The organism is Streptomyces sp. NPDC096310, from assembly GCF_044763125.1.
Lineage (GTDB): Bacteria > Actinomycetota > Actinomycetes > Streptomycetales > Streptomycetaceae > Streptomyces.
In genome coordinates this window covers 976,016-991,251 of the sequence record NZ_JBIWFO010000001.1, presented here as the reverse complement: position 1 = coordinate 991,251, position 15,236 = coordinate 976,016, and the positions used below count along the sequence as shown (strand labels likewise).

Below are 15,236 nucleotides of genomic sequence, written 5' to 3'. Positions count from 1 at the left end.
CGCGCTCGACGGAGCGCGGGTTCTGCCTCGGCTCGGGCGTCGGTACGGACAGGGGTGTGAGGGACGAGGGGGGTGGGGTGTCGCGGGGGTGGGGTATCGAGGTGTCGCGGGGGTACGGCTCCGGGCGGCGGTGCGCTCCGCCCTCTCCTCACGGCTCCGGGCTCAGCGTTTCCCGCGCCGCGATGAGGGCGCCGGTGAGGGCCGCGTCGTCGTACCCGTAGGAGCGCAGCAGTGCGGGCGGGAAGGGGACGAGCCGTTCCAGCGCGGCGGCGAGCGCCGTGAACACCTCGTCGTACCGGGCCATTCCGCCGCCGACGACGATCCGCGCCGGGTCGAAGGCGATCGCGAGATTGGCGACGGCGGCGGCGAACCGCTCGATCCGCCCACCGATCTCCGCGCCGAAGGCGGCCTCGGAGCCCGCCAGTTGGAACGCGGTGCCCGCGGTGGCGCCGGGCCCCGCTTCGGCCCTGGCGAGCGCGGTCAGCGCGGCGCCGGAGAAGGCTTCCTCCAGGGGCGCCCTGCCCTCCCGTACGCCGGGAGCCGCCGGATCGAACACCTGGTAGCCGATCTCGCCGGCGGCACCGTTCTCGCCGGTCAGCACCGTTCCGCCGACGACCAGCGCGCAGGAGAGGCCGGTACCGACATTGAGGTAGATGCCGTGTGCGACCCCGGCCAGCCGGCCTTCCCTGGCTTCGGCGAGCGCCGCCGCCTTGACGTCGTTCATGACGGCGATCCTGGCGCCGGGGAAGAGCGCGGCGGTCACCCGGCGCACCCGCAGGTCCTCCCAGCCCGGGGTGTGGGGTGCGAAGAGCACACCGGTCTCGGTGACGATCCCCGGGCAGACCAGCCCGAGCGCGGTCACGTCCGCGCGGTCCGCCCCGGGGCCGAGCAGGGCGTCCACCGCGTCCGCGATCCGCGCGAAGAGGGGGTGCGGGCCCTCCTCGGGGAGCGTGGGTATGCGTGCGGTACGGCGCGCGGAGCCGTCCTCCGCGTCGGTGACGAGGAGCGCGGTCTTGGTTCCGCCGATGTCGACGGCCACGAGGGGCCCCGAGATGGCAAGCGCTTTCATGAGGGATGATTGTAAGGGAGCCTCCTAAATAAACAAGGGGTTCAACGGATGTTCCCTTCGCGGACCGCCGGGAGGAAGTCCGAGAGGGAGTCCGAGTAGAAGTCGGGGAGAAGTCGGGGCAGAGCGCCGGCCGCGTCCGGCGAGATGTCCCGACGAGCAGACTGACCAGAAGACCGACCAGAAAGACCGACCAGAAGTCCGACCGGAAATGAGGGTCCGTTGCCGAAGTCGTCCCCGATCGCGACCAGCACGACGTACATGCGCCATCTCAACGAGCGATCCGTCTTCCACCACGTCTACGCGGCCGGGTCCGTCTCCATCCCCCAGCTCGTCACGGCGTCGGGGCTGTCGAAGCCCACGGTGAGCGCGGCGGTCGCCGCGCTGATCGACAACGGGCTGCTGCGGAAGCTGGGGGTACGGACGGGGCAGGCGGGCCGGTCGCCACAGCTCTTCGGCCCCGAACCCACGGCGGGCTGGGTGGCCGTACTGGACATCGGACGGCGCTGGGTGAGGCTGGCGCTGACCGATCTCACCGGAGACATCGTGCGGCACGTACGGGTGCCGTCCGCCCAGGACGCGGAGGAACTGGTCCGCGTCATCGAGGAGTTGGTGTCGTCCGTTCTCGCCGAGCGGTCGCTGACGATGGCGGACCTCCTCCAGATCGTCGTGGGCAGCCCCGGGGTCTACGACCCCGGGGAGCAGTCCTTCCGGCTGGCGTCGAACCTGCCGGGGTGGGGGTACTCCCTGCATGTCAGAAGACTCAGGGAGTTCTTCGCCGAGGCGGGCGCCGTCCGCTTCGAGAACGACGTGGACCTGGGCGCGCTCGGTGAGCGGACCCGGGGGCTGGGCCAGGATGTCGACAACTTCGTCTATCTGCACGTCGGTTCGGGGGTCGGCGCCGGAATCGTGGTGAACGGCAGACCGCTGCGCGGCACCCGCGGCATGGCCGGCGAGATCGCCTTCATGCCAGTGCTGCCGGTGCCGCTCCGCGGGCTGCCCGCGGAGGTGCGTGAGCGCGGCATGCTGGAGGCGGCGACGGCGGCCGACGCGATCGTCGGCGCGGCGCGCAGGAACGGGCTGACCGACGCCGCGACCGCCGAGGACGTGATGACGGCCGCGGCGGCGGGCGACCCGCGGGCCCGCGAGGTCCTGACGGAGGAGGCCAGGCTGCTGGCCCTGACCGTGGCCGCGGTCATCACGGTCGTGGACCCGGCCCTGGTCATCCTCGGCGGCGGCGTGGGGCGCAGGCTCGGCGACTATGTCCCGGTCGTCCAGGAGCAGTTGTCCCTGATCCTGCCGTTCGAACCGCCCGCGCTGGAGGTGTCGCTCCTCGGGGACCGGGGCATTCTGTACGGCGGGGTCGCGGCCGGGGTCGAGTCGGCGCGGGAGATCGCCCTGGCGCGGCGCTTCGCCAACGACTGAGGCGGTGGGTCCGGCCGCACGGCCGGAGCCCGAGCGGCCCGAGCGGCCCGAGCGGCCGGAGCGGCCGGAGCGGCCGGAGCGGCCGGAGCGGCCGGAGACCGGTCGCACCCGCGTACGTACGTGTCCGGGGCCGAGGGCCAGGCCGCACCGTACGTACGCGTCCGGAGCGCCCCGGACGCGTCCGCGCACCCCGCGCCGCGCGGGCCGGCGCCCGCGCCCGTGCGGCGCGGCCCCCGGCGCCCCGGCCCATGTCCTCCCGCCACCACCGTTGCCCCTACCATACTAGGCTTGTATGGTAGTCCCGCCGGAGATCGAGGACGCCGCGAAGGACCGGCGTCCACCCCCATCGGCGCAGACCCACCGAGGAGCCCGCGTGAACACCGACCCGAGCCAGAGCCGGAGCCCCGACCCGAGCGCACCGGCGCTCTCCCGCTCCCGGCTTCCCGTGCCCGGCCTCCGCCGCCCCCGTACCGCTCCCGAACGGGGCATCGTCCATCTCGGGCTCGGCAACTTCCACCGCGCCCACCAGGCCGTCTACACCGCCGAGGCGCTCCGGCACGCGGAAGGCCCCTGGGGCATCACCGGCGTGGTCACCGGACCGACGCAGCGCTCCAGGACCGTCGTGGAGGGCATGACCGCACAGGACGAGCTGTACACCGTCCTCACCCTCGGCCGCGACGGCTCCGTACGGGCGGACGTCCCCGGTGTGCACCACGCCGGGCTGCTCGGCGGGGACCAGGCCGAGGCGGTGGTCGACGCCATCGGCGCGGCCGGCACCCGGATCGTCACCCTGACGGTGACGGAGAAGGGGTACACGTTCACCCCGTCCGGCGGCTTGGACCTGGACGACCCGCGCATCGCCGCCGACCTCGCCGGAGCGGCCGCCCCGCGCTCCCCGCTCGGTCTGCTGCTGCGCGGTCTACAGCGCCGGGTGCGCACCCACGCCGCTCCGCTGACCGTGCTGACCTGCGACAACCTGATGGACAACGGCAGTAGGGTCCGGCGCCTGCTGGAGGAGTTCGCGGCGGCCCTGCCGTCCGGCGAGCGTGAGGAACTGACCGCCTACCTCGCCTCCTCGGTGTCGACCCCCAGCACCATGGTCGACCGCATCGCGCCCGCCACCACCGACGAGCACCGCGCCCTGGTCACCCGCCACTTCGGGGTGCGCGACGCGGTGCCGGTGCCGGCCGAGCCGTACCGGCTGTGGGTCCTCCAGGACGACTTCCGGGCCGGGCGGCCCGCCTGGGAGAAGGCCGGCGCGGTCTTCACTCCCGAGGTGGCCGGCTACGAGACGATGAAGCTGCGGCTGCTCAACGGCGCCCACTCGCTGCTCGCCTATCTGGGGCTGCTGCTCGGTCACCCCTCCATCGACCGCGCCGTCACCGACCCGGGCCTCGGCGCGGCGGTGCGGCACGCCATGACCCGGGAGATCCTGCCCAGCGTCGAGGTGCCGGACGGTGTCGACGGCGCCGCCTATATCGAGGAACTGCTCGAACGCTTCGCCAACCCGGCGCTCGGCCACCGCACCGCACAGGTCGCCACCGACGGCTCGCTGAAGATCCCGGTGCGCTGGGCGGGACCGCTCGCCCACCACCTCGCCTCCGGCACGGTGCCCGATGTGCTGGCCCTCGGTGTGGCCGCGTACATCCAGGTCGTCACCCGGGGCCGGGACGCGTACGACGAACAGGCGCTCGGCGCCGTACGGGACGACGCGACCGCCCGGCTGCGGGCGCTGGCCGAGCGTGCCGGTGAACCCGGCGCGGCGGCGCGGCTGGTGGTGGAGGCGGGCGGCCTGCTGCCCGAACCCGTGGCCGGACGCCCGGAGTTCAGCGACCGGGTCGCCGCCCACGCGCGGGACCTGGCCCGGCACGGCGCCCGCGCCACCCTGGACGCCGCGGCGCGCGCCGCCTCGACTCACCCCGCGTAACAGCCACTTCGTTCCGACTCACACCCAACTCCCCCACCACCCACAGAAAGGCGGGCCGCCCGCATGGCCACCATCGTCGACGCCCAGGTGTTCGTCACCAGCCCGGGACGCAACTACGTCACTCTGAGACTGACCACGTCCGACGGTGTGACGGGCATCGGCGACGCCACTCTCAACGGCCGTGAGCTGTCGGTGGCCTCCTATCTCGGCGACCATGTCTGTCCCCTCCTGATCGGGCAGGACGCGGACCGTATCGAGCAGATCTGGCAGTACCTCTACAAGGGCGCCTACTGGCGCCGCGGACCGGTCACCATGACCGCGATCGCCGCCGTCGACGTGGCGCTGTGGGACATCAAGGGCAAGGTCGCCGGACTCCCCGTCTACCAGTTGCTCGGCGGCGCGGCCCGGGAGGGCGTCACCGTCTACGGCCACGCCAGCGGCAACGACATCCCCCAGCTCCTCGACGACGTGGACCGCTTCCTCGGCCGCGGCTTCCGTGCCGTCCGGGCGCAGGCCGCGGTGCCCGGGCTGGAGCGCGTGTACGGCATGCGCAAGGGCGACGGGGTCACCTACGAGCCGGCGGACGGGAGCCTGCCGACCGAGGAGAACTGGGACACCGGCGCCTATCTCGACTTCGTGCCCACCTACATGGCCGCGGTCCGGGAACGGTTCGGCTACGGCTTCCAGCTTCTGCACGACGTGCACCACCGGCTCTCCCCGATCGAGGCGGCCCGTCTGGGCAAATCCCTGGAGCCGTACCGGATGTTCTGGATCGAGGACCCCACCCCCGCCGAGGACCAGGACGCCTTCCGGGTGATCCGGCAGCACACCACCACCCCGCTGGCGGTCGGCGAGATCTTCAACAGCATCTGGGACTGCCAGCACCTGATCACCAACCGGCTGATCGACTACATCCGTACATCGGTGTCGCACGCGGGCGGCATCAGCCACCTCCGTAAGATCTTCTCCCTGGCGGAGCTGTACGGGGTGCGTACCGGCTCGCACGGCGCGGGCGACCTCTCGCCCGTCTCCTTCGCCGCCGCGCTCCACGTCGACCTCTCCGTCGCCAACTTCGGCATGCAGGAGTACATGAGCCATCTCAGCCCGTACGAGGAGGTGTTCCAAACGTCGTGGCGGTTCGAGGACGGTCTGATGCACCCCGGTGACCGGCCCGGGATCGGCGTCGACTTCGACGAGGAGGCCGCCGCCCGCTTCCCGTACGACCGCAAGTACCTGCCCGTGAACCGGCTGCGCGACGGCAGCGTCCACGACTGGTGACGGTTGCGGGCTCCCCCGGCGGGAGCCCGCTGATCCCCGTGCCGGACCACCGCCCGTGGCACCCGGGAGGGCGCCGCGGACGGATCCGGCACGGGGGCCGGGTGGGCGCTCTCACTCCTCCCGGACGTGGGGCAGGGCCGCGGGCCGCAGCCGGTAGGCGTACGTGTAGTCGCGTCCCGCGTACAGCCGATACCGCTCCAGCGGGGCGGCGCCCCAGGAGTTGATGCCCCCCACCCCGGTCTGCCGGTGGTTGACGCCGAGCACCGTCTGGGGGCGCCGGGTCAGCTCGTGCGGGTGCCGGGGTCCGTCGAGGTCGGCCGGCGCGTGGTGCAGGGCGCTGGTCTCCAGCAGCGGTTCGCCGGGCGCCGGGTCGGCAACCACCAGCAGGCCGTCACCGGTGCGGTCGGTCAGCGAGAGATGGCGTACGTCCGTCATGTTGCCCATCTGCTGCGGGCGGACGTACGGAGCCGGCTGGTCGTCGACCGTGGAGCGGTAACGGCCCACGAAGGCGGAGGTGTTGCGGTCCCAGTAGTTCTCGTGCGGACCGCGCCCGTACCAGTCGATCCGCTCGAATCCGGCGGGCACCGTCAACAGGGTTCCCACCAGGGGCAGATCGGGCAGCCCGGACGGCGCCCGCAGGGTGTGTCTGATCCGCACCTCCGCGTCGCCGCGCACGGTGAGCACCGTGTGCCAGTCGGCGACCGCCGGCGCGGTGGGCAGGGTGGCGCCGATCTCGATGGTGACCTCGCCCGGCGCGGAGTGCCGGGCGGTCACGGAGGTCACGGTGCGCCGCGCGCCCGCGTCCCGCCAGGTCCGCAGGGTGTTCTGGGCGCCACGCCCGATGTCGTTGTCGGTGGGCGCGCGCCAGAAGTTCGGCACGGGTCCGGCCGCGAGCAGAAGCTTTCCCCGGAAGCGGTACGCGGAGAGGGTGCCGGCCGCCTTGTCGAGGACGACCTCCACGTCCCGGCCCGTTACCCTGATCTCGCCCTCCGACTCGCTGAGTTGGAGCGCGGGCAGCGCCCGCCCGGACGGCGCGGCCCCTGGGTCCGGAACCGTTGCCGTCCGCCGCTCCAGGGCCAACTGTCCGGCGGCGACGGTGTGTCCGGCCCGGGCCCAGTCGGCCGCCTCGCGCAGCACGAACGCCAGGTTCAGCCAGTGTTCCGTGCCGGGCGCGGACGGCTCAGGAGCGCGGAACGGGATACGTACGGTCCCGGTGGCGCCCGGCGCCACATCGGGCGCGGGCAGGGTGCCCTGCTGGATCCGCTCGCCGTCCCGGGTGAGCGTCCACCGCAGTTCGTACGCCTCCAGGCCGGTGAAGAGCTGCTTGTTGTGGACGCGCACCGTGCCGCCGGATGTGTCCGCGGACAGCTCACCCGCGCTGATCCCGACCGGCTGGTACATCTGTTTGATCTCCAGCAGCCCCGGGTGGACGGAGCGGTCCGCGGCGACCAGACCGTTGCAGCAGAAGTTGCCGTCCGTCGGGTATCCGGGCTTCCAGTCGCCCCCGAACGACAGGTAGGAACGTTTCGGATCCCCCGGCACCGGCAGCCGTATCGCCTGGTCGACCCAGTCCCAGACGAAGCCTCCGTGCAGATTCGGGTACCGTTCGAAGACGTCCCAGTACTCCCGCACATTGCCGCCGCTGTTGCCCATCGAGTGGTTGTACTCGCACAGCAGATACGGGGTGGGGTTGCCGGACCTGCCGTACGCCTCGACGCCCGCCGGGCTCGTGTACATCTCGCTGTGCAGGTCGGCGACGGCGTTCATGCCCTCGTAGTGCACCGGCCGCGACGGGTCGCGGCCGTGCGTCCACTCCGCCATGGCACGGAAGTTGGAGCCCTGGCCGGCCTCGTTGCCGAGCGACCAGGCGATGACGCTCGCGTGGTTCTTGTCGCGCTCGACGACCGCGTGCATCCGGTCCAGACAGGCGTCGGTCCACTCGGGCAGCGAGCCGGGCACCCGGTCGCGCACTCCGTGGGTCTCCAGGTTCGCCTCGTCGATCACGTACAGGCCGTACTCGTCGCACAGCTCCAGCCAGCGCGGATGGTTGGGGTAGTGCGAGGTGCGTACCGCGTTGATGTTGTGCCGCTTCATCAGGACGATGTCCTGGACCATCCGCTCCTCGGGCACCGCCTGGCCGTGGTCCGGGTCGCTCTCGTGGCGGTTGGTGCCGCGGAGCATGACGGGCGCGCCGTTGACGGTGAACCGGCCGGGCCCGTACTCCACTTGACGGAATCCGATGCGGGTGCGCTGGATGTCGACGGCCCGGCCCGCCGCGTCCGCGAGGGTCACGACGAGTGTGTAGAGGTGCGGCGCCTCCGCCGACCAGAGCGCGGGGGCCGGGACGGCGGCTTCGAGGGTGACGGCCGCGTCCCCGCCGCCCTTCGCGCCCGGGCTCCCTTTCGCGTCCCCGGCGTCGAACCCGACGTCGCCTTCGAGCGGGCCACACCGGACGCGGCGCCCCTTCGCGTCGTACAGCGTGGCGGTGAGCCGGTGTCCGCCCGGGCGGCCGGGGCCCAGGTTCCGTACGGTGACATCGAGGGTGAGCACGGCGTCGCGGTAGGCCGCGTCCAGCGCGGTGTGTGCGAAGAGGTCCTGTACCCGCACGGTCGGAGTGGCGTACAGATAGACGTCCCGGAAGATCCCGGACAGGTCGATCATGTCCTGGTCCTCCAGCCAACTGCCGTCGGACCAGCGGAAGACCTCGACGGCCAGGGTGTTGCGGCCGGGGCGCAGCCGCTCGGTGATGTCGAACTCGGCGGGGGTGTAGCTGTCCTCGCTGTAGCCGACGCGCTCGCCGTTCACCCAGACGAAGAAGGCCGACTTCACGCCCTGGAAGGAGAGGAGCGTGCGCCGTCCGTCCCAGGCGCGTGGCACGGTGAAGTCCCGGCGGTAGGAGCCGACGGGGTTGAACTCGTGTGGGATTTCGGGGGGTTCGGGCGTCTCGTACCCGACCCACGGATACTTGATGTTGAGATAGATCGGCTCCGGGTAGCCTCTCATCTCCCAGTTGGACGGGACGGGGATACGGTCCCAGCCGCTGTCGTCGAAGCCGGGGGCGTGGAATCCGGTGGGGCGGGTCTCCGGGTTCTTCGACCAGCGAAAGCGCCAGGTGCCGTTCAGGGAACGGTAGTACGGGGAGCGGGTCAGCTCTCCGCGCAGCGCGTCGGCGACACCCGCGTACGGGACGAGCCGGGCCCGGTGGTCCTCCCGGTTCACCTGGAAGACCCGCGGGTTCGCTTCCCACTCCGTACCGTCGGCGCGCGCGGCGCTCGCGGCGGCCGTGGTGGTCTCCGCGGCGAACGCGCGCTTCTGCGCGGTGAACACGGACCAGCCCGCAAGCGCGGCGGCTCCGGCGGTGAGAAGGCTACGGCGACGTGGTCCGGCGCCATACGGGGAGTTCTGGTGGAGGTCGTTCGGTCGGTGTGCACTCATGCGGCGGCTCCGAACGGAAGGCGACAAGAACCACCAGCTTCCGGCGGAACCACCCACCACACAAGGCCCGATGGCCTACTTTCGGTCCACCGGGCCCGGAACCGCCGCCCTTGACCCGCCCGGCGTCAGCTCACCGGTCGCGATACGTCTCCAGCAGCCGCAGCCAGATCTCGCTGATCGTGGGGAACGAGGGGACGGCGTGCCACAACCGGTCGACAGGGACCTCACCGACCACCGCGACCGTCGCGGAGTGCAGCATCTCGCCCACCCCCGGTCCTGCGAAGGTCACACCGCGCAGGATCTCCCGGTCCAGGTCGACGACCATACGGGCGCGGCCGCGGTAGCCGTCGCCGTACAGGGCCGCGCCCGAGACACCGGAGAGGTCGTAGTCGACCGCGTGGACCCGGTGGCCCGCCGCCTCGGCCTCCGCGAGGCTGAGACCGACCGCGGCCACCTCCGGGTCCGTGAAGACGACCTGGGGGACGGCGGCGTGGTCGGCGGTGGCGGTGTGGGCGCTCCACGCGTCGGCGGCGGACACGGTGGCGCCCTCGGCCCGCGCGGCGATGGCGGCGCCCGCCGTCCGGGCCTGGTACTTGCCCTGGTGGGTGAGGAGGGCCCGGTGGTTGACGTCACCGACCGCGTACAGCCAGTCGCTCCCCTCCACCAGACAGGTGTCGTCGACCGTCAGCCACGAGCCCGGCTCCAGTCCGACCGTCTTCAGTCCGAGGTCGTCGGTGCGCGGGGCGCGGCCGGTGGCGAAGAGGATCTCGTCGGCCTCGATCCGCTCGCCGTCCGCCAGCACGGCGGTGACGGGTCCGCTCGCGCCGTCGCGTTCGACCGCGGCGACCGACACGCCCGTACGTACGGTGGCCCCCGCCTCGGTGAGCGCCTCGGTGACCAGCTCGCCCACGAACGGCTCCATCCTGGGGAGCGGGCCGACGCCCCGGATCAGCACGGTGACCTCGGAGCCGAGCGCCCGCCACGCGGTCGCCATCTCCATCCCGACCACACCGCCGCCGACCACCACGAGGCGCGCCGGGACGGTCGGGGAACTGGTGGCCTCCCGGCTGGTCCACGCGCCGGCCCCGTCGAGCCCGGGCAGCTCGGGCAGGACGGCCCGGCTGCCGGTGCACACGGCGACGGCGTGCCGCGCCGTCAGTGTCCGCTCGGCGCCGTCGGGGGCGGTCACCGTCACCCGCCGGGGGCCGTCCAGCCGGCCGTGGCCGCGGTGCAGGACCGCGCCGGTCCCCTCCAGCCAGCCGACCTGGCCGTCGTCCTTCCAGTGCGACGTGAAGTAGTCGCGGTGCGCGAGCACGGCGGCGGCGTCCAGCGGGCCCCGGGCCGACTCGCTCAGCCCCGGCACCCGGCGCGCCTCGGCGCGGGCGAGGGCCGGGCGCAGCAGCGCCTTGCTGGGGATGCAGGCCCAGTACGAGCACTCACCGCCGACCAGCTCGCTCTCCACCACGGCCACACTCAGCCCGGCCGCCCGGGCCCGGTCGGCGACGTTCTCCCCGACCGGGCCCGCGCCCAGAACCACCACGTCGTACTCCACAGCTTCTGTCATGGGGACAGTCTGGAGGGGTGTGGACCGCATGGCCAGACGATCATCGGGCAGGGGCCCGGGGTGTCAGGAATACGGCGGCGGCACGGACGGTTGTCGCAGGCGGCTTCACCGGAGAGCAGGAAGAGGTATCAGGCCATGGCCACAGTGGAACTCACCAAGGAGAACTTCGACCGGACGGTGTCGGAGAACGACTTCATCCTGATCGATTTCTGGGCTTCCTGGTGCGGTCCGTGCCGCCAGTTCGCCCCGGTCTACGAGAAGGCGTCGGAGCGTCACGGCGATCTGGTCTTCGCCAAGGTCGACACGGAGGCTCAGCAGGAACTGGCCGCGGCCTTCGAGATCCGTTCCATCCCGACGCTGATGATCGTCCGGGACAATGTCGCGGTGTTCGCCCAGCCGGGCGCCCTGCCCGAGACCGCGCTGGAGGACGTGATCGGCCAGGCGCGCGCGCTGGACATGGACGAGGTGCGCAAGTCGGTCGCGGAGGCCGAGGCGAAGAACGCGGCCGAGGGCTGAGCCCGGGAGCCGGACCAGGGACACGCCCCGGACCAGGGACACCCCTGGTCCGGGGCGTGACCCGTACGAGGAGCTGTCCTCCCGCACGTTCTCCCGGTCCGGCTTCCGCCCGCACGTGGCCGGCGGCAGTGCGCGGGCCGGCCGGGATCGGATCGAGGCCGGGCCCGCCGCCGAGCAGCGGGGCGGTCACCGGCGGGTGGCACGCGTCATCACACGTCCTGAACAGGTTCGGCACCGCCGGATCCGCCTGCGCGAGAAGGTCCGCGCCATCGAGGCCACCAGGTCACCGGCGGGGCCATACGGCGGCATCCGCAGGCGGGTAGATCTGCGAGTCGCTCCCCGACCGGCGAATATTGGGGCGAATGCCGCCTGGGATGGGGCTGTCGGCAGCGACAGGGACCCTCGCCCACCTCTGGCGGCGGACGGCTGCACCTGAGCTCGTTCGGTCAGGAGGATGGTTTGACGACACCTCGGCTTTCCGTGATCGTGCCGTGCCTCAACGAGGCAGCCGTCCTCAAGAGGTTCCACGCCGCTGTCGGGGATGTACTCGGGCCGTCCGGCCTCGACTACGAGATCTGCTATGTGGACGACGGCAGCACGGACCGCACACGGGACATCATCGGCGGCCTCGCCGCAGGCGACCGGCGCGTCAGGTACACGGTACTCAGCAGGAACTTCGGCAAGGAGGCCGCGATACTCGCCGGCCTGCGCATGTCCCGAGGGCAGGCCGTGGTCATCATGGACGCGGACCTCCAGCACCCCCCGGAGCTCATTCCGCGGATGGTCGAACTCCACAGGCGGGGGTACGACCAGGTCATTCCCCGCCGGAACCGTGAGGGCGAGGGCGCGGCGCGCACCGTGCTGAGTCGCGGCTACTACGCTCTGGTGCGCCACCTCATGGATGTGGAGGTGCTCGACGGTGCCGGGGATTTCAGGCTGCTGTCACGCCAGGCGGTGGACACGGTGCTGTCACTGCCGGAGACCAACAGGTTCTCGAAGGGCATCTTCTCCTGGATCGGATTCACGACGGCCACCTTCACCTACCAGAACGCCCAGCGGCTCGCGGGCAGTTCGAAGTGGGGAAGTCGCCGTCTGTTGAACTACGGAATCGACGGGCTGCTCTCCTTCAACAACCGGCCTCTGCGACTGGCCATCTACGCGGGATTCTGGTTCCTTCTGGCAGCCGTGGGCTATGCGGCGTGGGCCGCCTTCGACGTGGCGCTCCACGGGACCGCGGTCCCCGGCTACGCCACACTCCTGATGGCGGTGGTGGGGCTGGGAGGTATCCAGCTGATCACCTTGGGGATCATCGGTGAATACGTCGGACGCATCTACCACGAGGTCAAACGCCGCCCGCCCTTCGTGGTCCGCGAAACGGACGAGCGCCCCGCCCCGCGACCCCGCCCTCCGCGGCGCGGATCGGCCGCTCTTCCGACGGGCCGTCCCACCACGACACGGCAGTTCGCGACCTTCGCTGCGATCGGAATCATCAATACCGCCGTGTATCTGTCCGTCTACGCAGTCCTGAACCCATGGATTCCCTATCTCGCGGCGCATGTTCTCGGATACGCGGTCAGTGTCGTCGGCTCGTTCCTGCTCAATTCCTACCTCACGTGCCGGACCCGTCCGACCTGGCGTGCGTTTCTTCGATATCCGCTGTCCAGCGGATTCAATCTCGTGGCCTCCGGCGCGCTTCTCTATGTGGCCATCAGTCGACTCGAAATGGACAAGAATGTCGCCGCGCTTGCCGCCGGGGTCCTCGTCACCCCTCTCTCCTTCCTCCTCGCCCGCTGGGCCATCGATTCCGGTCGGCGGCCGGTGGACACCGTGGGCATGGTGTCGAACGTCCCCGACGAAGCGAAGCAGAACGACGGCGCCCTCGGTTGACGTCGTCCTCATGGAGAGCGGGGAGCGGCCGGCGCCCGCGCGGCCCGTCGAGAGGACCGATACGGGCAGGAGGGGGCACACGAACGCGAAGAACCCGGCCATCGCCCCCTCGCCTCTCCTTACGGCGGGTACGGCCCTGTTGCCCCTCCTGCCACTGGGGCTTTTCGGTGGGGCCTCGTGGTTCGCGCGCTGGGTACGTCCGAGTGGTGACGAGTGGTGCTTCCTGCCTCTCGTACGCGACGAGGGCTTCATGGCGCTGGTGGACCGGTTCTACTCCACCGACAACGGTCGGATCGCCAACGGCGTGCTCGTCGCCTCCTACGCCACGTTCGGTGTCGCGGGCCAGCAGTGGTACGCGGGAATCAGCGCGGTCCTGATGCTGGCCCTCCTGTGGGCGTGGGCCGCGGCGCTGCTGCGGTGCGCGAGGTGGCGGGTACCCCGGGGTGTACCGCTGTTCTCGGCTGCCATGGTCCTGGCCGTCTTCTGCTTCGCCTCCACGAACACGTACAAGACCTTCTTCTGGCCGGCCTCGTCGGTCTCGCACACCTTCCCGCCCGTGCTCGCGGCCGCCGCCACGATTCCGGCCCTGCTGGCGACCTCGTGGCGCGGAAAGGCCGTCGCCATCGCGTCCGCGCTCGTCGTCGGGGCCATCCTGGGCACGCTGTCGGAGGAGACCTCCGTGGTCGCCCTGCCCCTCCTCGCCCTCGCCCTGCTGCTGGGCCGCCGGCTCTTCCCGGCAGGACGGCTCCCCTTCGTACGGGCCTGGTGCGCCGCCGCCGGAGCGGGCATCCTCATCGGCACCGCCGTGCTCCTCACCTCACCCGGCTCACGCAACCGGCGCACGCGCTACCACGCGGACTCCATGTTCGCGCCGGAATCGCTCCTGGCTTCACTGGGGGCCTACGCCCGCATCGTCCATACCGTCCTGACGAACTGGCAGTACCTCGGCGCGATCGCCGCGGGTGTGCTGATCGGTGTGCTCATTCGCCGCACGGACGGAGGCATTCCCCGGACCGACCGCAGGGCTCCCCTGGTCCTCACGTCCGGGGCGGCGGCTCTGCTGTTCTCCGGATACGTATGTTCGGTGATCGCCTATCCGGCGTTCGGTTCCTCGGTCGCGACCGCCAACCGGCTGTGGAACGACTACCTTTTCCCGCTGCTCCTCCTGCTCGTCGGCGCGGGCGGTCTCCTCGGAAACCTGGCGGCACGGCGGTACCGCCGTGCCGCCGGACCGGCAGCCGCGGGTGCGGTGATCCTGTGCGTGTGTGTCACAGCCGTATGCGCGGTGTCGCTGCGCGCCCTGGAGTCGGACATGCGGGTCCGGGCCCGTGCCTGGGACATCCAGGACCACCAGCTCCGGGACCGGGCCGCGGCGGGGGCCACCACGGTCCCGTACAAACGGCTCGTCATCAGCAAGATGTCGGAACCTTTCGGCACACGGAAGTGGCCCGCCTCCTGCGTCGCCACCTACTACCGGGTGAAGGAGATCACGGACGGAACGAAACAGGGAGGCCGGGGCATCGCCCGAGGCGGATGACGCCTGAGGACGCCCTGGCCTGGAAAGCGTGCCGCGCCGGTTCGCGCCGTACGGTCGTCCAGCGCAGTTCCGTGAACGCCTCCAGATTGGCCTCGCCGCCGAAGCGCGCGCCCGTTCCCGACGCGGCGATGCCGCCGAAGGGCGCGACCGCCTCGTCGTTGACGGTCTGGTCGTTGATGTGGACGATCCCGGTCGGGATACGGTCCGCCAACTCCAGGCCGAGCGCCGTGTCCCGGGTGACGATGCCCAGGGAGAGTCCGTGTAGGCGGGGGTGTGGTCGTCGACGTCGGCGAGGACGGTGGGGCGGTAGAAGAGACCGCGGTGGGTGCCGCCCGCGGCGACCCGGGCCCCGCGCGCCGCGCTCGCCTCCACCGGTCTTGGCCAGTTGGGCGGCGTCGATGACCGGGCCGAGATGGACCCGCTCACGGTACGGGTCCCCCTCGGCCAGCGCTTCGGATCAGCGGGGCGTTGAACGGCGCGATGACGCCGACGACACCGGCGGGGACCCGGCGGGTGTACGAGAGCCGGGGCGGCCGGGGGGGCGGCCCCCCCCCCCCCCCCCCAAATGACGCAACCCCCAAAAAAAGAAGGGAGGTTTGGG

9 protein-coding genes and 1 pseudogene are annotated in these 15,236 nt (G+C 71.7%); 6 read left to right on the top strand and 4 right to left on the bottom strand.

The features are described from left to right. Positions 1 to 148: 148 nt before the first annotated feature. Positions 149 to 1,069 carry an ROK family protein gene (locus ACIQ7D_RS04020; RefSeq protein ID WP_403933317.1) on the bottom strand — a complete coding sequence of 307 codons (921 nt, stop codon included), beginning with the start codon at positions 1,067 to 1,069 and terminating at the stop codon, positions 149 to 151. 219 nt (positions 1,070 to 1,288) lie between these two features. On the opposite strand from ACIQ7D_RS04020, the gene ACIQ7D_RS04015 reads away from it, so the two are divergent. The 3 genes from ACIQ7D_RS04015 (at position 1,289) to manD (ending at position 5,696) form a co-directional block, all read left to right on the top strand. After that, the gene (locus ACIQ7D_RS04015; RefSeq protein WP_403933315.1) at positions 1,289 to 2,491 is read left to right on the top strand and encodes an ROK family transcriptional regulator; all 1,203 of its coding nucleotides are present in this window, start codon (positions 1,289 to 1,291) and stop codon (positions 2,489 to 2,491) included. A gap of 373 nt (positions 2,492 to 2,864) precedes the next feature. Beyond that, the gene (locus ACIQ7D_RS04010) at positions 2,865 to 4,418 is read left to right on the top strand and encodes a mannitol dehydrogenase family protein (RefSeq protein ID WP_403933313.1); all 1,554 of its coding nucleotides are present in this window, start codon (positions 2,865 to 2,867) and stop codon (positions 4,416 to 4,418) included. 63 nt (positions 4,419 to 4,481) lie between these two features. After that, complete coding sequence (gene manD / locus ACIQ7D_RS04005) at positions 4,482 to 5,696, top strand: D-mannonate dehydratase ManD (protein WP_403933312.1); 1,215 nt, start codon at positions 4,482 to 4,484, stop codon at positions 5,694 to 5,696. A 111-nt stretch (positions 5,697 to 5,807) separates the two neighbouring features. On the opposite strand, the gene ACIQ7D_RS04000 is transcribed toward manD, so the two are convergent. Beyond that, positions 5,808 to 9,131 (bottom strand): glycoside hydrolase family 2 TIM barrel-domain containing protein, encoded by a 3,324-nt coding sequence (locus ACIQ7D_RS04000; RefSeq protein WP_403933310.1) that lies wholly within the window; start codon positions 9,129 to 9,131, stop codon positions 5,808 to 5,810. A gap of 130 nt (positions 9,132 to 9,261) precedes the next feature. Then, complete coding sequence (locus ACIQ7D_RS03995; protein WP_403933308.1) at positions 9,262 to 10,695, bottom strand: dihydrolipoyl dehydrogenase family protein; 1,434 nt, start codon at positions 10,693 to 10,695, stop codon at positions 9,262 to 9,264. Positions 10,696 to 10,830: 135 nt separating this feature from the next. On the opposite strand from ACIQ7D_RS03995, the gene trxA reads away from it, so the two are divergent. The 3 genes from trxA (at position 10,831) to ACIQ7D_RS03980 (ending at position 14,635) form a co-directional block, all read left to right on the top strand. Then, positions 10,831 to 11,211 carry a thioredoxin gene (trxA, locus tag ACIQ7D_RS03990; RefSeq protein ID WP_403933306.1) on the top strand — a complete coding sequence of 127 codons (381 nt, stop codon included), beginning with the start codon at positions 10,831 to 10,833 and terminating at the stop codon, positions 11,209 to 11,211. Between the two features lie 459 nt (positions 11,212 to 11,670). Continuing rightward, the gene (locus ACIQ7D_RS03985; RefSeq protein WP_403933304.1) at positions 11,671 to 13,098 is read left to right on the top strand and encodes a glycosyltransferase; all 1,428 of its coding nucleotides are present in this window, start codon (positions 11,671 to 11,673) and stop codon (positions 13,096 to 13,098) included. Positions 13,099 to 13,237: 139 nt separating this feature from the next. Continuing rightward, positions 13,238 to 14,635 (top strand): DUF6056 family protein, encoded by a 1,398-nt coding sequence (locus ACIQ7D_RS03980; RefSeq protein ID WP_403933302.1) that lies wholly within the window; start codon positions 13,238 to 13,240, stop codon positions 14,633 to 14,635. On the opposite strand, the pseudogene ACIQ7D_RS03975 reads toward ACIQ7D_RS03980, so the two are convergent. Beyond that, positions 14,586 to 15,092 (bottom strand): annotated as a pseudogene (locus tag ACIQ7D_RS03975) (aldehyde dehydrogenase family protein); the annotation flags it as partial. The gene ACIQ7D_RS03980 and the pseudogene ACIQ7D_RS03975 overlap by 50 nt on opposite strands. Between the last annotated feature and the right edge of the window lie 144 nt (positions 15,093 to 15,236).